General features: G+C 69.3%; 14 protein-coding genes. 7 read left to right on the top strand and 7 right to left on the bottom strand.

Annotation, left to right across the window (positions count from 1 at the left end):
* Positions 1–9: 9 nt before the first annotated feature.
* Genes CA951_RS27610 through CA951_RS27600 form a run of 3 tightly spaced genes read right to left on the bottom strand, consistent with a single transcriptional unit; the run spans position 10 to position 3,099 of the window.
* Complete coding sequence (locus CA951_RS27610) at positions 10–1,221, bottom strand: CoA transferase (RefSeq protein WP_087559869.1); 1,212 nt, start codon at positions 1,219–1,221, stop codon at positions 10–12.
* Between the two features lie 25 nt (positions 1,222–1,246).
* On the bottom strand, positions 1,247–2,254 hold the full coding sequence (locus CA951_RS27605; RefSeq protein ID WP_087559868.1) for a MaoC family dehydratase: 1,008 nt from the start codon (positions 2,252–2,254) through the stop codon (positions 1,247–1,249).
* The gene (locus CA951_RS27600) at positions 2,251–3,099 is read right to left on the bottom strand and encodes a CoA ester lyase (protein WP_087559867.1); all 849 of its coding nucleotides are present in this window, start codon (positions 3,097–3,099) and stop codon (positions 2,251–2,253) included. The genes CA951_RS27605 and CA951_RS27600 overlap by 4 nt, the downstream gene beginning before the upstream one ends.
* A gap of 181 nt (positions 3,100–3,280) precedes the next feature.
* Between CA951_RS27600 and CA951_RS27595 the strand changes: the two genes are divergently transcribed.
* Both CA951_RS27595 and CA951_RS27590 read left to right on the top strand, forming a co-directional pair.
* Positions 3,281–4,432 carry an acyl-CoA dehydrogenase family protein gene (locus CA951_RS27595; protein WP_087559866.1) on the top strand — a complete coding sequence of 384 codons (1,152 nt, stop codon included), beginning with the start codon at positions 3,281–3,283 and terminating at the stop codon, positions 4,430–4,432.
* A 30-nt stretch (positions 4,433–4,462) separates the two neighbouring features.
* Positions 4,463–5,209, top strand: coding sequence for a GntR family transcriptional regulator (locus tag CA951_RS27590; RefSeq protein ID WP_087559865.1), 747 nt, complete (start codon positions 4,463–4,465; stop codon positions 5,207–5,209).
* A gap of 94 nt (positions 5,210–5,303) precedes the next feature.
* Here the strand turns inward: CA951_RS27590 and CA951_RS27585 are convergent, their stop codons facing one another.
* Entirely contained in the window at positions 5,304–6,446 is a 1,143-nt protein-coding gene (locus CA951_RS27585; protein ID WP_087559864.1) for a beta-mannosidase, read from the bottom strand.
* A 169-nt stretch (positions 6,447–6,615) separates the two neighbouring features.
* On the opposite strand from CA951_RS27585, the gene CA951_RS27580 reads away from it, so the two are divergent.
* The gene (locus CA951_RS27580; protein WP_087559863.1) at positions 6,616–11,094 is read left to right on the top strand and encodes an AAA domain-containing protein; all 4,479 of its coding nucleotides are present in this window, start codon (positions 6,616–6,618) and stop codon (positions 11,092–11,094) included.
* A gap of 47 nt (positions 11,095–11,141) precedes the next feature.
* A complete protein-coding gene (locus tag CA951_RS27575; protein ID WP_087559965.1) occupies positions 11,142–12,026 on the top strand; it encodes a virginiamycin B lyase in 885 nt (294 codons plus the stop codon).
* 21 nt (positions 12,027–12,047) lie between these two features.
* Here CA951_RS27575 and paaI read toward each other — a convergent pair whose 3' ends face one another.
* The 3 genes from paaI to paaZ are packed head-to-tail and all read right to left on the bottom strand — an operon-like array spanning position 12,048 to position 14,831.
* Positions 12,048–12,470 carry a hydroxyphenylacetyl-CoA thioesterase PaaI gene (gene paaI, locus CA951_RS27570; RefSeq protein ID WP_087559862.1) on the bottom strand — a complete coding sequence of 141 codons (423 nt, stop codon included), beginning with the start codon at positions 12,468–12,470 and terminating at the stop codon, positions 12,048–12,050.
* A 7-nt stretch (positions 12,471–12,477) separates the two neighbouring features.
* Positions 12,478–12,795 carry an EthD family reductase gene (locus CA951_RS27565; RefSeq protein ID WP_072936983.1) on the bottom strand — a complete coding sequence of 106 codons (318 nt, stop codon included), beginning with the start codon at positions 12,793–12,795 and terminating at the stop codon, positions 12,478–12,480.
* Positions 12,792–14,831, bottom strand: coding sequence for a phenylacetic acid degradation bifunctional protein PaaZ (paaZ, locus tag CA951_RS27560; protein ID WP_087559861.1), 2,040 nt, complete (start codon positions 14,829–14,831; stop codon positions 12,792–12,794). The genes CA951_RS27565 and paaZ overlap by 4 nt, the downstream gene beginning before the upstream one ends.
* A gap of 159 nt (positions 14,832–14,990) precedes the next feature.
* On the opposite strand from paaZ, the gene CA951_RS27555 reads away from it, so the two are divergent.
* From CA951_RS27555 to CA951_RS27545, 3 genes are read left to right on the top strand one after another with little or no spacing between them, the layout of a single operon-like run.
* On the top strand, positions 14,991–16,211 hold the full coding sequence (locus CA951_RS27555; RefSeq protein ID WP_087559860.1) for a thiolase family protein: 1,221 nt from the start codon (positions 14,991–14,993) through the stop codon (positions 16,209–16,211).
* A complete protein-coding gene (locus CA951_RS27550) occupies positions 16,208–16,936 on the top strand; it encodes an enoyl-CoA hydratase/isomerase family protein (protein ID WP_087559859.1) in 729 nt (242 codons plus the stop codon). Before CA951_RS27555 ends, CA951_RS27550 begins: the two co-directional genes overlap by 4 nt.
* Positions 16,933–17,787 (top strand): 3-hydroxyacyl-CoA dehydrogenase family protein, encoded by an 855-nt coding sequence (locus CA951_RS27545; protein ID WP_087559858.1) that lies wholly within the window; start codon positions 16,933–16,935, stop codon positions 17,785–17,787. The genes CA951_RS27550 and CA951_RS27545 overlap by 4 nt, the downstream gene beginning before the upstream one ends.
* The last annotated feature ends 29 nt before the right edge of the window (positions 17,788–17,816 follow it).

The following is a 17,816-nucleotide window of genomic DNA, read 5'->3' as shown; positions in this document are numbered from 1 at the left end:
CCCCGACGGTCACTTCCCCCCGACGATGCCGCTGTCGAGGAGTTTGGCGACGTCGGAGTCGGAGCTGCCGAGGAGGTCGCGGAGGACGCTGCCGGTGTCGTCGCCGACGGCGGAGGCGGGTGCGACGGTGGCGTGGTGTCCGTCGAACGATGCCGGATGGCCGGAGGCGAGGTAGGTGCCGATCCGCGGCTGGTCGAGGGGGGTGAACATCGGGTTGTCCTCGAGTTCGCCGGATTTGACGAGTTCCTCGAACGTGCGGTAGCGCTCGGCGAGGACGGACGTCTTCGAGAGTGCCTCGGACACTTCGGCTGCGGTGTGTTCGCGGAACCAGCGGGTGAACAGTGCGGTGAGGACGTCGCGGTGGGTGAAGCGGTCGGCTTCGCGCGCGAAGTCGGCGTCGAGTGCGGTGGCGAGTGCCTCCACGGCGGCGGTGGTTCCGGTGACGGCAACGAGGTCGCGGAAGTGCCGTGGGGTGAGGGCCACGATCATGAAGCGGGCGCCGTCGCTGGTGGTGAAATCCGTTCCGTACGTGCCGTAGACGGAGTTTCCGGTCCCTTGCCTGCCGGTGCCGTTGATCTGCACCTCGGTGAGGTAGCCGAGGGTGCCGGCAGTGGCGAGCGCGACGTCCTCGAGCGGCAGGGAGATGCGGGTGCCCTCGCCGGTGGCGTCGCGGTGACGGGCGGCGGACGCGACGGCCAGCGCGGCGTACAGCCCGCACGCCACGTCCCAGGCGGGGAGGACGTGGTTGACGACGCCGGCGTGGTCGGCGGGACCGGTGATGGACGGGAAGCCGAGCCCGGCGTTGACGGTGTAGTCGACGCCGGGGGAACCGTCACGGCCACCCAGGATTTCGAGGGCAATGACGTCGGAGCGGAGCGCGCTCAGCGTGTCGTGGGAGAGCCAGTCACGACCTCCCGCGTTCGTGACGAGAATTCCGCCGCCCGTTCCGGGGGCCGCGACCAGTTGCTGGACGAGCCGCTGCCCCTCCGGGTTGCGCATGTCGACGGCCACGGACCGCTTGCCGCGGTTGAGTCCGGTCCAGTAGATGCTCTCGCCGTCGCCCGTGATCGGCCAGCGGTTGTAGTCGGCGGCGCCGCCGATGGGGTCGATCCGGATGACCTCGGCCCCCAGCTGGGAAAGGGTCAGTCCGCACAGGGGGGACGCGATGAAGCTGGAGACCTCGACGATCCGAAGTCCGGCAAGGGGAGTGTGGGCGGTCACGAGAGATGCTCCTTGATGGTGGAGGTCAGGCCATGAGGGCGGTGAAGCGCCAGTCGAGGACGGGGACGTCGGACGCTGTGGCGTTGTGCGCGAGCACCAGTGAACGCAGATGCAGTACTCCGCCGCCGCCGGGCAACTCCTCGGCGCTCTCGATTTCGAGTTCGCTGGTGAGGGTGTCGCCTTCGTGGACGGGACCGGTGTGGTCGCAGGACTTCCAGCCCAGGACGGTGACGAGATTCGGCAGGGCGCGCGTGGCCTGCCCGAGCGCGATGCCGATGGTGTGGCCGCCGTAGACGAGCCGTCCGTCGGCGCCGACCCGTTCGTCGTGGTGGGTGGCCGCGATGTTGAGGGTGAGGCGCGCCAGTTCGGGGGCGCTCGAGACCACGTCGCCGCTGCTCCGCAGCACGGATCCGGCGAGGTCGGCCGAGAAGTGCTGTCCGGGAACCTTGTCGCGGTAACGGGCGAGGTCCCAGCCCTCGGGGGCGGCGAACGATTGCTCGGACTGCGGCCCGATCGCGGACAGGTCGTCGGACTTACGGACGCGGTCCTCGTCGGGGTTCGCGCTCAACGGGAGCATCGCGCAGCGGTAGAAATCGAGGACGGTGCGGCCGTCCTGGTCGGTGGACGTCATCCGCAGCGCCGCCAGCCCGGTGAGTTTGCGCCCCGGTTTTGCCGAGTTCTCCCGCAGTCCCACCACTTCGGTGCGCGTGTAGAGCGTGTCGCCGAGATGGGGGAAGTGGTGGAAACGGAGGCCGCGGTAGAACAGGTTGGCCTTCACGTGGTGGGTGGCCAGCGTGGATTGTCCGATGGCGACGTCGGTGACGAGGCCGGGGTTCGCGACTGCCTCCGCGGACCCGGTGACGGCCCGGGACAGGTGCGCGTCGAGGGGCAGCCGCAGGCGGTCACCGAGGATGGCCTGATGGGCGGCGGCGAGACCGCTGGTGAGGGTGACGGCGGGGGCGGTGTCGAATGCCTGCCCGACCTCGAGTTCGTCGAAGTACGGTCCACCGACATAAGTCTGCGTGATCGTCACTGTGCACCTACCTGGGCGAGAACGCGGCGTGCCGCGACTGCGACGGCCTCGTCGAGCATCTGCCCGTCGAGTTGCGCCGCCCCGGCGCCCGCGGCCTCGGCGGCGGCGAGTGCGTCGATGACGCGTCGTGCGTCCTCGACCGCGGTGTCGGTGGGGGTGAAGGCCGTGGCAGCCGACTCGACCTGGGCGGGATGGATGACCCATTTTCCGTCGAAGCCGAGCGCGCTGGTCCATGCGGCCGAGTGGCGGAAGGCGTCGTCGTCGGCGATGCCGAGGAACGGGCCGTCGATCGCCTGGATTCCGGCGGCGCGGGCGGCGACGAGGATGCCGTCCTGGATCGCGAGCCAGTGCTCGGGGAGGGCGGAGCGGGACCGGCCCAGGGCAGCCCCGAGATCCGCGTAGCCGATGATGACGGACTCGAGCCGGTCGACGGCGCGGGTGATGTCGGCGATGTTCTGCACGCCGACCGGGGTTTCGACGAGAGCTTGCAACCCGATGCCGGTACCGGCGAGCGCCTGATCGGCGCGGACCAGATCCTGCGCCGTCTCCACCTTGGGAACCACGATGCTCGTGAGCGCGGCGCCGAGGGAGGCGCACAGGGCGAGGTCGTCCTCGGCCCACGGCGTGGTCAGCGCGTTGATGCGGACCGCGACGGCCCGGGAGCCGTCCGATTCGAGCACGAGGCGACGCACGAGGTCGCGGGCCTCGGCCTTCCTGGCGGAGGCGACGGCGTCTTCGAGGTCGAGGACCACCTCGTCGGCAGTCGACCGGAGCGCCTTGACGGCTTTGCGCTCGTCGGATCCGGGGGCCACCAGAACGGCGCGCCTGCGGGTGAGGGTCTGCACGATGCTTCATTCCTAGGGTCCGGGAGCCCGGGTCGGGCTGGATATGTACGGCCAGCCTGATGCGGCTGCGCTGCTGATGCTGGCAGCGACGCAGCGGTCATGTCAAGACCGATCGTTGACTTTAGGCAGACAATGTCGGATTATGGCCGTACAAATGTTGCGGAAAGTGTGAGGTGGATTCATGGCCAAGCTGAACGAGGAAGAGTCGTACCTGGTCGAGACGGTGCGCGCGTTCATCGATCGCGACGTGAAGCCGACCGTGCAGGCGGTGGAACACGCCAACGAGTACCCCGAGAAGTGGATCGAGCAGATGAAGCAGATCGGGATCTACGGTCTGGCGGTCCCGGAGGAGTACGGCGGATCACCGGTGTCGATGCCCTGCTACGCGCAGGTGACGCAGGAACTGGCCCGCGGCTGGATGAGCCTCGCCGGTGCGATGGGCGGGCACACCGTCGTCGCGAAACTGCTGTCGCTGTACGGCACGGAAGAGCAGAAGCAGCAGTACCTGCCGAAGATGGCGACCGGCGAGATCCGCGCGACGATGGCGTTGACCGAGCCCGGCGGTGGCTCGGATCTGCAGGCCATGTCCACCAACGCCAAGGCGGACGGCGACGATCTGGTGATCACCGGTTCCAAGACGTGGATCTCCAACGCGCGCCGGTCCGGGCTGATCGCGCTGCTGTGCAAGACCGACCCGCAGGCGACCCCCAAGCACAAGGGCATCTCCATCGTCCTGGTCGAGCACGGCCCCGGACTGACGGTGTCGCGGGATCTGCCGAAGCTCGGCTACAAGGGCGTCGAGACGTGTGAGCTGTCGTTCGACGGGTACCGCGCCCCCGCTACCGCGATCCTCGGCGGCACCCCGGGCAAGGGGTTCGGCCAGATGATGAAGGGCCTGGAGACCGGGCGCATCCAGGTGGCCTGCCGTGCGCTGGGTGTGGCCACGGCGGCGCTCGAGGATTCCCTCGCCTACGCGCAGCAGCGCGAGAGCTTCGGTCAGCCGATCTGGAAGCACCAGTCGATCGGCAACTACCTCGCCGACATGGCGACCAAGCTGACCGCGGCCCGGCAGCTCACCTGGCACGCGGCGGAGCAGTACGACAGCGGCGACCGGTGCGACATGGAAGCCGGGATGGCGAAGCTGTACGCGTCCGAGGTGGCGATGGACATCGCCCTCAACGCCGTCCGTATTCACGGTGGTTACGGCTATTCCACCGAGTACGACGTGGAGCGCTACTTCCGGGACGCCCCGCTGATGATCGTCGGCGAAGGCACCAACGAGATCCAGCGCAACGTCATCGTCTCGCAGTTGGTGTCGCGAGGCGGCATCTAGTCGGCAACCTGCACGTAGGATCGGTGCGCGATGAACGGTAGAGAACGAGACACGGAGCCGGCGTACCAACTGGTGTCGAGGCAGCTCCGCGAGCACATTGCTGCGGGCAAGTACAGCGGCGGGATCAAGCTGCCCACCGAATTCGAGCTCGCGGACCAGCACGGCGTCAGCCGGCAGACCGTTCGTCGCGCATTCCAGGACCTGGTGGCCGAGGGCATCGTCTACCGGGTCCCGGGCCGGGGAACGTTCGCCGCCGAGTCCGACGGCCGATACCTGCGGCAGCTGGGGTCGATCGAGGATCTGATGAACCTGTCCACGGACACCACCATGGAGGTGGTCACGCCGCTGCGCCGCCGGGTCGACATCGAGGCCGCGAGCAGGCTCCGCCTCGACACCGACCTCGTCAACACGGTCGTGTTCCGGCGACGCCACGACGACACCCCGTTTGTCCTGACCACCGTCTACCTGCCCGACGAGATCGCCCGGTTCGTCGCCGACGCACCCGAGATGTCCGAGGGTGCCGTCACCTCGCAGACGATCATCGGACTGCTCGAACCGCACCTGCGGAGCCCCATCACCGAGGCCGCGCAATCGATCACCGTCGCGCCGGCGCCGGCGGACGTGGCCCGCGAACTCGGCTGCTCCGAGGGGCACTCGATGCTGCGGGTGGACCGCCTCTACTCCGACTCGGACGGGCGGACGGTCGAGTTGGCGGTCAGCTACTTCCTGCCCGAGCACTACACCTATCGCGTCACCCTCCGCCGCGGCGGACGCTGACCGTCCGCGTCTTGGTCGCCTGAAACCCGTTCTCGCCGTGCGGTCGCCGTGTCCCCGGCCGGACTCCGCCCCCTGGGCTCGTTTGAGGTGTGGCCTACGTGGCGGCGGGCGCGGTGCCCGAACCCCAGCTCCCGAATTGCTCCATCACGCCCCACAGGGGGTCGGTGGGGCCGATGTCGTACGTGCACTCGGCGGGCCGGGGGTCCGGCACGAACGCCCACAGCAGCGCCCCGGCCGCGCCCGCGTCCCGCTGCCCCTGGATCTTGGCGCCGATGTGCGACGCCCGGTCCGTGGTGGCGGCGCATGATCCGGCGAGTTCGCCGATCTCGCCCACCAGGAGCGGTTTGCCGAGTGCCGCAGCCTGTTCGAGGCGCCGTCCGAGTCCGTTCCACTGATCGCCGGGCAGCGGAACCCCGTCGGCGCCGTAATCGTGGTACTGCACGACGTCGACATACGGTGATGCCGAGACGAATTGGTACTCGTCGCCCTGGGTTCCGCACTGGCCGCCGCCGGTGAATCCGGCCGTGATCAGCGTGCGTGGATCACGGGCCCGTACCTCGGCGCCGGCGGCGTCGAAGAAATCACGCAGCACCTGCGCCGCGCCGGGCTCACACGACCGGGTCCACCACGAGCAGTCGGCGTCGGTGCACGTGCTCGTCTCCGGCTCCCCGACGAGTTCCCACGCCGCGAGCGACGGCGAACCACGGAAGCGGTCGACGGCGGTCCGCGTCCAATCCTGAAAGCTCATCAGCGTGCGGGGCGCGCCCGGCGTCATCGTCGTCCAGCCGTCCACGTACCACTGCCGGCCCTTGAACACCCCGTCCTCGCACGCCCCGTCCTGGGGTGCGAGAACCGGGATCAGCATCTGGTCGTGCGCCTCGGCCGCCGCGAACACGGCGTCCATCGGCCCGAAGTCCAGTTGTCCGGTGAAGCGGTTGATCGCCAGCGCCTGGAAGAGGTTGAAACGGGTCAGTGAGTGCGGCGGCAGCGCGGAGAAGTAGGAGTCGAGATCGACCATCGCGCCGCAACCCCAATTGACCGACCAGTTCGTGGCCAACTGGTAGGCGTTGAACCCGGTCGGCCACCACGCCTGCCCGTCGAGCGCGAACCCGTCGGCCGAGGCCGTGACCCTGGCTCCGGGCGCGGGAGCGGCAGCCGACACGAGACCACCTCCCAGCACCGTCAGTGCGACGGTCGCGATCACCGCCGCCAGCTTCGTGATGCGCGTCACCGTCATGAATGAATAGTAGGGACCAGTCGGTACGAATGGAGGCTCGTTTCGCGCCTCGAGCGACCGTCCAGTCCCTCTGACAGGGGACGACGCCTCGAACTTCACCCCCTCGACCCGATAGTGTGCACGGCGGGGGCAAGCGCACGTCATTACCGAGAATTCGCAGAGGTTTACATTGTCGAGTCCCGAAAACGACGCCGAGCTCGCAGGCCGCGTCCAGCGCCTGCTGCAGTTCCTGCGTGAGATCGTCCGGGCTCGCACGAAGCCGGTTCTCCGCGTCGACCAGCACGAACAGGTCGAATGGCTGCATCAGGACGGCCGGACCATCCAACTCGATCCCGACGCAGTGCAGGGCGACATCGTCCTGCGCGTGCCCCTCATCGGCGTCGAGGATCCGCCGGACCTTCCCACCGTCCTGGCCGGCTGGGTGGACGCGTCGGCCCGCGCCGACAGCTCGCGGTCCGACCTCGAGCTGAACGCGTCCGACGCGTACGCCGAGGACTCCGACGAGGAATACGACGTGCGCCGCGCGTACGACGTCCGGCAGGCGTTCGACGCGTACGTGCCGCGGTGGCAGGCGTGGGCGAAGGCGGACCGGGAGCGTCGCCCGCACGCCGATCTGTACCAGTCGTTGCAGCGGATGCTGCAGGAGCTGAACGCCCGCCCCGAGTCGATCGAACTCGTGCTCGCGTCCGGTCTGCTGACCCTGGCGGGTGCGGGCCCGGATGACGGTGTCCAGACCCATCTGGTCACCCAGTCGGCGAGCATCCACCGCGATCCGCGGACCGGTGATCTGCTGGTGCGGCTGATCGCGGGCTCCCAGCCCCGGCTCGAGGACTCCCAGTTGTTCACCGGACTGGACGTCTACGACAGCGCGCACGCGATGCCGCTGCAGAAGCGACTGCAGGACACCGCCACATCGCCGCTGAGCGACGGCGTCCGCACACTGCTCGCGGAGTGGGCTCCGAAATCGCTCACCGCGTACGTGGACGTGCGCGACGACGTCCGGCAGCCGGCCGAAGACGCGAACGGCACCGTCACGCTGTCGCCCGCCCTGGTGTTGCGCAAGCGCAGCGCGTTCGCCCTGGTCGAGTACTACGAGCAGATGATCTCCCACCTCGACGGCGACGGCGCGACCGTCCCGCTCGGGCTCGCCCAGTTGGTCGAGGCGATCGAACCGGCGGACCGGCTGTCGTGGCTCGAGCGCACCGGCGCCGCCACCTCCTCCACTCTCGCCGAAGACCCGCTCTTCCCGCTTCCGGCCAACGCCGAGCAGTCGCAGATCATCGAGCGGCTCGGCGGCGACAGCGGAGTGGTGGTCGAGGGCCCGCCCGGGACGGGCAAGACCCACACGATCGCGAACCTGGTGTCGGCGCTGCTCGCCCGCGGCCAGCGGGTGCTCGTCACGAGCGAGAAGGCGCAGGCGCTCCGCGTCCTGAGGGACAAACTCCCGCCCGAAATGCAGGAACTGTGCGTCTCGATCACCGACCTGTCCCGCGGCGGCTCGGACGAGCTCACCCGCAGTGTGGCGACCATCGCCGAACGGAAGTCGTCGTTCAACCCGCACAGCGAGGGCCAGAAGATCGCCGACCTCCGCGCCCAGCGGGACGAGGCCGTGCAGAAGCGGGCCGATGTGCTCGAGCAGGTGAAGGCGCTGCGCGAGTCCGAGACCTACCAGCACGACGCCGTCGCCGACGGCTACGAGGGCACCGCCGCCACCATCGTCCGCAAGGTCATGGGCCTGCAGGACGCGTTCGAGTGGCTTCCCGGGCCACTGCTGACCGAGCAACCGCCCCTCACCGGCACCGAGGTCGAGACCCTGCGCCGGCTGTGCGTGACCGCATCCTCCGAGCGCGCGCAGCGTGCACGCCAGACGCTTCCCGCGCTGGACTCCCTGCTGCCGAACCGGGCCGAACTCGAACGGCTCTGCTCGCGGGCGTCGACCAGCATCCCCATCGACACCCCGCAGTCGGCGCATCTGCTCGAGGTCCTCGGCGGCGTCGAGCCCGAGACCGCCTACTCCATTCGCAGGCACTGCAAGGAACTGCAGGCCCGCGCGCACGACGTCCTCGACCTGGACGGCCAGTTCCAGAGCCTCGCCGACACCGTCCTGTCCGGCCGGGCAACCCACCTGTGGGGTCGGCTGGACGCTCTGCCCGCGATCGTCGAGGCGGCCGCCGCCGCCGACCGGTACATCGGTGCGCAGGACGTCCAGTGCGCCGTCATGACCCGACCCGCCCTGCAAGCGGTGGGTGCGCTCGCCGTCGCCCTGGAATCCGGCGCCGTCGAGTGGAAGGCCCGCTTCCGCCGCAGCGAGGAGCAGAAGGCCGTCGAGGAACTCGGCCTCGACGCCACCGTCGACGGCGTCCCTGCCACGACCGCCGCGACGGTGCGGCTGGTGACCGAGCACCTGCGCGCCCATGACGCCGCGCAGACCGCCGCGACCCTGCTGGCCGATCTGCGAATTCCGGTGGACATGAACGGGTCTCGTGCCGTTCAGGTCGACAGCCTCAACATGATCGTCGGCCGGGTGGCCCGCGTGCGCGCGCTCCTCGTCGCCCGCGACGCGCTGGCCCGTGAACTGTTCGCGCTGTCCCCGAATGCGCCGCGGATTCGCAACCTCGCGGACGCCGTCGCGGTCGCCGGGGCCGCGGAGGCCATCACTACCCGCGCCGACGTCGACAGTGCGCGTGCGGAACTCGACGCCATCGTCTCGGCCGTCTCCACCGAGGTCGACGCGGGACCGTCGCCGGAAGGCACCGCCCTGGTGGCGGCGCTCGACCAGGCGGACAACGCCGCCCTCTCGGAGGCTCTCACCCGGTACGCGATCGCCCGCGTCGAACAGCAGGATCAGCGGACCTTCGACGAACTGTCCGACCGGCTCTCACCCGTCGCCCCGGCACTGTACGACCTGGTGCGCAGGACGGCGGCGCTCACCGAGTGGGACGAGATGAGCTGGCAGATGTCGGAGGCCTGGGCCTGGCGCCGCGCCCGCCAATGGGTCACCGAACAGCACCGGGCCGGCCGTGAGCAGGAACTCGAAGCCGAACTCAACGCCGTCGACGCCGATCTCGCGCACCTCACGGCGCGGCTCGCGGCGGCGACCGCCTGGCGCGACTGCCTCGAACACCTCACCGCGGACCAGGTGCGGGCACTGCAGACGTACCGCGAGCACATCTCGAGCATCGGCGCAGGCGCCGGGAAGTACGCCGAGAAGTACCGCAGCGCAGCACGATCCGCGATGCGGGAGGCGCAGGGCTCCGTGCCCGCCTGGGTGATGCCGCTGCAGCAGGTCCTCGCGTCCATCCCGCCCGTGCCGGGCAGCTTCGACGTCGTCATCGTCGACGAGGCGAGCCAGGCCGACATCACCAACCTGTTCCTGCTGTGGCTGGCGCCGCGGGTCATCGTCGTCGGCGACGACAAGCAGTGCGCCCCCGCCGACATCCCCACCAGCGGCACCCTCGACGACGTGTTCACCCGCCTCGACGCGTACCTGCCCGACCTCCCCGAGTACGTACAGGCGACGCTCACGCCGCGGTCGAGTCTGTTCTCGATTCTGCGCACCAGCTTCGGGCAGGTGGTCCGGCTCCGCGAGCACTTCCGCTCGATGCCCGAGATCATCAACTGGTCGAGTACCCAGTTCTACGGCGAACTGCCGCTGGTCCCGGTGCGGCAGTTCGGCGCGGATCGGCTTCCGCCGCTGAAACATACGTACGTATCCGACGCCTTCGTGTCGGGCAAGGACGCGACGCTGGCCAACCACGTCGAGGCCGCCGCCCTCGTCGATCAGCTCATCGAATGCCTCGTCGACCCGCGCTACGACGGCAAGACGTTCGGAATCGTCGTGCTGCAGGGGCAGTCCCAGGTCGACGCCATCCGCACCGAACTCGTCAAACGCATCGGCATCGAACAGTGGGAGCAGCGGCGACTGCGCGTCGGGACACCGCCGGACTTCCAGGGCGACGAACGGAGCGTCGTCTTCCTGTCGATGGTCGTGGGACCGGAGCAGAACTTCGCACCGCTGACCGCGAACCAGTACAAGCGGCGGTTCAACGTCGCGGCGACACGGGCGCAGGATCAGCTGTGGCTGTTCCACTCCGTGACCGTCGACGAACTCAAGCGGGCCGACCTGCGCAACTCCCTGCTCAGCTACATGATGTCGACGTCGCCGGCGCCGGCCGACCCGATGCCGCAGGACGTCGACCGCGACGTGCGGATCCCCCCGTTCGACAACCTCCTCGAGCAGCGGGTGTTCAACGACATCGCCGAACGCGGCTACCACGTCAATTCCCAAGTCGAGGTGAACAATCGGCGCATCGACCTCGTCGTCACCGGCGGCACCATGAGACTCGCCGTCGAATGCGACGGCGACGCCTTCGCGACCACCCAGGAACAGCGGATCGCGGACCTCGAACGCGAGCAGGAACTCAAGCGGTGCGGCTGGACGTTCTGGCGCGTCCGGGAATCGGAGTACTACCTCGACCCGAAGGCCGCGCTGTCGAGCCTGTGGGACACGCTGGACAACCTGGGCATCGCGCCGCACGCGGTCGACCACGCGATGGCCATCGAGGCCGCCGCCACCGAACGCGCCGCGCGCGACGCGGCAGCAGCGACCGAGCGCGGGAAGCATGCTGCGCCCGTGAGTACTTACTAACCGCCGGACGTTAATAAGTACTCACGGCTGCGGTTACGGTGGCGGAGATGAATCCGAGAATTCAGGAGTTCCCCGTCGCCGACGAGAAGTCGGGTCCGTATGCGATCACGTGCGGACCCGACGGCGCCCTTTGGCTGACGCTCGTCCACGCCGGCCGAATCGCGCGCCTCACCGTCGACGGCGAAGTCGCCTCCTATCCGCTCGACACCGCCGATTGTGGACCCACGATCATCACACCTGGCCCCGACGGCGCCCTGTGGTTCACGCGATTCCGTGATCACCGGATCGGGCGGATCACGCTGGACGGCACCACTGAGTCCTTCCCGACCCCGACCGCCGGCAGCGGCCCGTTCGGCATCGTCACCGGCCCGGACGATGCCCTGTGGTTCACCGAGACCAGCGCCGACCGAATCGGGCGGATCACCACCGACGGACAGATCACCGAGTTTCCGCTACCTACGGACGGCGGATTCCCTTCCGCGATCACGTCGGGCCTGGACGACGCGCTGTGGTTCACCCTCAACCAGGCGAACGCGATCGGCCGTATCGACACCGACGGCAACGTCGCGGTGCATTCTCTGCCCACTCCCGCCGCCGGGCCCGTGGGGATCACCCGCGGAACCGACGGCGCACTCTGGTTCGTCGAGATCGGCGCCGGGCAAATCGGCCGGATCACCGTCGACGGCCGAATCGACGAGTTCCCGCTACCGGACCGCTCGGCCCGACCTCACGCCATCGTCGCCGACCTCGACGACGGTTGCTGGTTCACCGAATGGGGCGCGAACCGGATCGGGCACATCGGGTCGGGCGGCGCAATCACCGAATACGACCTGCCGACACCGTCTTCGGAACCACACGGGATCGCCGTCGGACCGGACGGTGCGGTCTGGGTTGCGCTGGAGATCGGGCGAGTATGCGCTTCGCACCCGTGAGTACTTATTAACCGCGGAACGTTAATAAGTACTCACGGGCCGCAGGCATCGACTGTCGCCACGGAACTCGGCGATGACGTCGTCGCCGCGGCGGACGGTGACGTCGTAGAGGCCGTTGCGCCCGTAGCGTGCGCGCTCGACGGCCTCGGCGACGAGGGTGTCGCCGAGGCGGGTGGAGGCGAGGAACCGGATGTCGGCGCGGGCGGCGACGGCGGCAGTGTCGTACCCGTTGCACGCCATCGCGAATGCGGTGTCGGCGAGGGTGAACACGAAGCCGCCGTGGGTGATGCCGTGACCGTTGACCATGGTCTCACCCACGACCATCGACGCGACCGCGTGACCGGGGCTGAGCTCGAGGATCTGGATGCCGAGCGCCCGGGACGCGTTGTCTGCCTCGAACATCTCCCGCGCGATACGGCATTCCGCGGACGCGTCGACAGTCATGTTTCTCCTACTGGTTGTAGACGGATTCTTCTTCTTGGACGTACATGGTGACGCCGCCGGTGGCGAAGTTGCGGACGTCCTTTCCTGCCTGCTTCATCTCCTCGGACTGCAGACCGGACTTCATGGTCTCGGCGTCGGGGAAGACGAGGCTCGCGACGGCGTAGTACGGCGGCTTCCCGCCGTCGAGGGCGCTGCATTTGCCCCACGTGAAGTCGGACAGGCCGGGGACCTTGCGTGCCAGCGGCATGTGGGTGTCGCGGTAGTAGGCGTCGAACGCGTCGGGGTCATCGGGCTGGCCGTAACAGACGGCGACCTTGAAGCTCATGCATCATCTCCTTTGGCGACGAGGGTGAGAACGTCGTACGTTGCGACGGGGTCGCCGTCCTGGTTGACGACGACTGCATCCCATCGGACTTCACCGTAGTCCGCGCTGCTGCGCGGGGTGATGAGCTTCGCGGTGAGGGTGACGGTGAGGCTGTCGTCGGCCTTGACGGGGGTGAGGAACCGCAGGTTGTCGACGCCGAAGTTGGCGAGGACGGGACCGGGGTTGGGTTCGACGAACAGGCCGGCGGCGAGGGAGACCACCAGGTACCCGTGGGCGACGATGCCACCGAACAGCGGGTTGGCGGCGGCGGCCTCGGGGTCGGTGTGCGCGTAGAACGTGTCGCCGGTGAACTCGGCGAAGTGGTCGATGTCGGCGAGGGTGACCTGACGGGGGCCGCCGACGATGGTGTCGCCGATCCGCAACTGCGCGAGGTTCTTCCGGAACGGGTGGACGCCGTCGTCGTTGCGCTTCGAGCCGGTCACCCACTTGTTCCCGACCGCGGTGAGGATGTCGGGCGTGGCCTGGACCGCGGTGCGCTGCATGTGGTGCAGGATGCCGCGGATGCCGCCGAGTTCCTCGCCGCCGCCTGCGCGTCCGGGTCCGCCGTGGACGAGGACCGGCAGGGGCGAGCCGTGGCCGGTGGATTCCTTGGCGTCGTCGCGGTTGAGGACGAGGACGCGGCCGTGGAACGGGGCGAGGCCCAGGATGATGTCGCGGGCGAGTGCGGAGTCGCGCGTGATGAGGGAGGCGACGAGGCTGCCCTTGCCGCGGGCGGCGAGTGCGATGACCTCGTCGGTGCCGTCGTATCCGATGACGGTGCTGACCGGGCCGAAGGCCTCGATGTCGTGGGGTTCGGTGGCGTCCTTGTCGTCGGAGCGCAGCAGGATCGGCGGCAGGAACGCGCCGGTCTTCTTGTCGGCGCCGACGACCTCGAAGCTGTCCGGGTCGCCGACGACGATCTGCGCCGACTTGGTGAGTCCGCGGAGCGACTTCAGCACCTCGTCGCGCTGTTCGAGGCTGGCGAGCGCACCCATGGTGACGCCGTCGGCGTCGGGGGCGCCGACGACGACGCGGGTCAGCCGGGCCTCGACCGCGGCGATGACGTCGTCCATCAGCACGGTGGGCACGAGGGCGCGCCGGATGGCGGTGCACTTCTGGCCGGCCTTCACCGTCATCTCGGTGACGAGTTGCTTGACGTACAGATCGAATTCTTCGCTGCCCGGTTCGACGTCGGCGCCGAGGATGGACGCGTTGAGCGAGTCGGCTTCGGCGTTGAAGTGGACGCCCTCAGCGACGACGTTCTGGTGTGCCCGCAGGGTGGCGGCGGTGTCGGCGGAGCCGGTGAACGCGACGGAGTCCTGTCCGCCGAGGTGGTCGAGCAGCCCGCGGGCGCTCCCGGACAGTAGCTGGACGGAACCCTCGGGCAGCAGCCCGGATTCGATGATGCGACGGAACACGAGTTCGGTGAGGTACGCCGACTGGCTCGCGGGCTTCACGATCGACGGGACGCCGGCGATGAACGCGGGGGCGAGCTTCTCGAGGAAGCCCCACACGGGGAAGTTGAACGCGTTGATCTGAACGGCGACCCCGCGGCGGGACGTGTAGACGTGCTGGCCGAGGAACGTGCCCTTCTTGCCCAGCTGTTCGAACGCTCCGTCGAGGTAGACGGTGTCGTTGGGGAGTTCGCGGCGGGCCTTGCTCGCGTAGCTGAGGAGGGTGCCGAAGCCGCCGTCGATGTCGACGCCGGAGTCGCGCTTGGTGGCGCCGGTCGAGGTGGACAGGGCGTAGAACTCGTCCTTGCCTGCCATGAGGGTGAGGGCGAGCGCCTTGAGGGCGGCGGCGCGCTCGTGGAAGGTCAGCTTCGCCAGGGCCGGTCCGCCCACCTCGCGGGCGTAGGTCACCATCTCGCCGAGGTCGAGACCGGTCGCGGAGATGCGCGCCACCTCGGAGCCGTCGACCGCGCTCAGCAGCGGGGTTCCCTCGTCCGGCGCGGTGTACCAGCGTCCGGCGGCGTAGCTTTCCAGTAACTTGCTCACGACAACTCCATTTCACCGTACGTTCGGTCGGTTAATAGAATCGTCGCTCTACCCACTGGTTGTCAAGGGAGGATGTGAAGTTTCCCATCGCGACCTGCCCTTGCGTACCGACCGAAGATTCGGTTATTAATAGACGGCACCCCCGTGAAGGAGAAGACTGTGGCCGAAGTGTTTCTGGTGGACGGAGCCCGTACCCCGCAGGGTCGGTACGGCGGAGCGCTCGCAGGAGTGCGCCCCGACGACCTTGCAGGTCTCGTCGTGGCCGAGGCCGCCCGCCGGGCCGGAATCCCGGGCGACGCCGTCGACGAGGTGATCCTCGGTGCCGCCAATCAGGCCGGCGAGGACAACCGTGACGTCGCACGCATGGCCGTGCTGCTCGCGGGCCTGCCCGACAGCGTCCCCGGCTACACGGTGAACCGGCTGTGCGCGAGCGGTCTGACCGCCGTCGCGTCGGCCGCGCACACCATCCGCAGCGGCGAGGCCGACATCGTGATCGCCGGCGGCGTCGAATCGATGACCCGCGCACCCTGGGTGATGGCCAAGCCCGGCACCCCGTGGGCGCGTCCGGGGGAGGTGGCGGACACCTCGCTCGGCTGGCGCTTCACGAACCCGCGGTTCACCGCGACCGACGCGGATGTTCCGGCCGGTGCCGGACCGGACGTCCGCAAGGTGACGTTGTCGATGGGCGAGACCGCCGAGGAGGTCGCCGCGCTCGAGGGCATCACCCGCGCCGAGAGCGACGCGTTCGCGCTGCGCAGCCAGGAGCGGGCCATCGCCGCCGTCGACGCCGGCCGGTTCGGCCGCGAGATCGTCCCGGTGCCGCTGCGCGACGGCGAACTGACCGCCGACGAGACCCCGCGCCGGGGAACCACCCTGGAGAAGCTGGACAAGCTGAAACCCGTCTTCCGCAAGGACGGCATCGTCACCGCCGGTTCCTCGTCTTCGCTGTCGGACGGCGCCGCGGCCCTCGTCGTCGCGAGCGAGGCCGCCGTGGAGCGGTACGGCCTGACCGTCCGCGGCCGCATCGTCACCAGCGCGAGCGCAGGCATCGCCCCCAACGTCATGGGACTCGGCCCGGTCCCGGCCACCCGGAAGGCGCTGGCCCGGGCCAACTGGTCGGTGTCCGACCTCGGCGCCGCCGAACTCAACGAGGCCTTCGCCGCGCAGTCGCTCGGCGTGATCCGGCAGCTGAAGCTGGACGAGTCGATCGTCAACGCCGACGGCGGTGCCATCGCCCTCGGCCACCCGCTGGGCTGCTCGGGTGCGCGGATCCTGCTGACGCTGCTCGGCCGGATGGAACGCGAAGGCGCCCGCCGCGGCCTGGCCACGCTGTGCGTGGGCGTCGGCCAGGGCGTCGCGATGCTGATCGAGGCGCCGTGAACACGCTGAAGGTCGAGGACCGCGACGACCGCATGGTGGTCACGCTGCACCGGCCGGCGCAGCGCAACGCGATCAACTCGGAGATGATCGCCGAACTGCACCAGGTGTGCGCGGTGCTGGAGGCGACGCCCAAGCCGATGCTGCTGACCGGCGAGGGCGACCACTTCGCCGGTGGCGCCGACATCGCCGAACTGCGCGAGCGCGGCCGCGACGAGGCGTTCGCCGGCATCAACCGCACGCTGTTCGACCGCATCGCGAAGCTGCCGATGCCCACCGTCGCCGCGGTCAGCGGATACGCGCTCGGCGGCGGCGCCGAACTGTCCTACGCCTGCGACCTGCGGATCGCCACCGAGACCGCGGTGTTCGGGAACCCCGAACCCGGGCTGGGCATCATGGCCGCGGCGGGCGCGAGCTACCGGCTGCCGGAACTGGTCGGCAAGTCCGTCGCCAAGCAGGTGCTGCTCGGGGGCCGGAACCTCGACGCCGACGCGGCGCTGCGGCACGGCCTCGTGATGGACGTCGTCCCCGCCGGCGAGCACGTCGCCGCCGCCGAGAAGGCGATCGACCGCATCGTCCGCTCGGCGCCGCTGGCCCTGAAGCTCACCAAGATCATCGTCGACGCACCGGGCTCGCACCCGTTCGCCGACGACATCGCCCAGGCGGTGCTGTTCGAGAGCAGTGACAAACACGACCGCATGACGGCCTTTCTGGAGAAGAAGAAATGACGAACACAGCACCGAAGAACGTCGGCGTCGTCGGCGGCGGCCGGATGGGCGCGGGCATCGCGCAGGTCTTCGCCACCCTCGGCTCCACCGTCACCATCGCCGAGAGTGGTAACCGGGAGGCCGCCCTGCAGCGGGTGTCCGACGGACTCGACCGGGCGCACGAGCGCGGCAAGCTCGGCGACGCCGCACCCGCGACGATCCTCGGACGGGTGTCGACGGTGGAGGCGCCCGACGCGCTCCCGCCCGCTCTCGATCTGGTGGTCGAGGCGGTGCCGGAACTGGTCGACCTCAAGCTCGGCGTCCTCTCGCTGGTCGAGAAGACCGTGTCTCCCAACACCGTCATCGCTACCAACACGAGCTCGATCTCCATCGCCGAACTCGGTGCCGTGCTGAACGATCCGGCCCGCCTGATCGGCATGCACTTCTTCAACCCGGTCCCGGCGTCGACGCTCGTGGAGATCGTGCGGGCCCCCGCCACCGATGCCGCGGTGGTCGAGACGGTGCGCGAGTGGGTGTCCCTGCTCGGCAAGACCGAGGTGCTCGTCAACGACTCCCCGGGCTTCGCCACCAGCCGGCTCGGGGTGTGCCTCGGGCTCGAGGCCATCCGCATGCTCGAGGAGGGCGTCGCCGACGCCGAGTCCATCGACCGGGCCATGGAGCTGGGATACCGGCATCCGATGGGGCCGCTGCGGTCCACCGACCTCGTCGGCCTCGACGTCCGGCTCGCGATCGCCGAACACCTCGCGAAGACCCTCGGCGAGCGGTTCGCCCCGCCCGCCCTGCTCCGCGAGAAGGTCGCCCGCGGCGAACTCGGCCGCAAGACCGGTCAAGGGTTCTACACCTGGTCCTGAGAGGCCACCCACCACAACCAGCAGGAGGC

It is taken from the genome of Rhodococcus sp. NCIMB 12038 (assembly GCF_002165735.1).
GTDB lineage: Bacteria > Actinomycetota > Actinomycetes > Mycobacteriales > Mycobacteriaceae > Rhodococcus_F.
This window is presented reverse-complemented; position numbering and strand designations above follow the sequence as displayed.

Excerpts from the sequence above, each read along its gene's own strand:
- CA951_RS27595 (WP_087559866.1), top strand. The coding sequence starts at position 3,281 with ATGGCCAAGCTGAACGAGGAAGAGTCGTACCTGGTCGAGACGGTGCGC.
- CA951_RS27590 (WP_087559865.1), top strand. The coding sequence starts at position 4,463 with ATGAACGGTAGAGAACGAGACACGGAGCCGGCGTACCAACTGGTGTCG.
- CA951_RS27585 (WP_087559864.1), bottom strand. The coding sequence starts at position 6,446 with ATGACGGTGACGCGCATCACGAAGCTGGCGGCGGTGATCGCGACCGTC.
- CA951_RS27575 (WP_087559965.1), top strand. The coding sequence starts at position 11,142 with ATGAATCCGAGAATTCAGGAGTTCCCCGTCGCCGACGAGAAGTCGGGT.
- paaI (WP_087559862.1), bottom strand. The coding sequence starts at position 12,470 with ATGACTGTCGACGCGTCCGCGGAATGCCGTATCGCGCGGGAGATGTTC.
- CA951_RS27565 (WP_072936983.1), bottom strand. The coding sequence starts at position 12,795 with ATGAGCTTCAAGGTCGCCGTCTGTTACGGCCAGCCCGATGACCCCGAC.
- CA951_RS27545 (WP_087559858.1), top strand. The coding sequence starts at position 16,933 with ATGACGAACACAGCACCGAAGAACGTCGGCGTCGTCGGCGGCGGCCGG.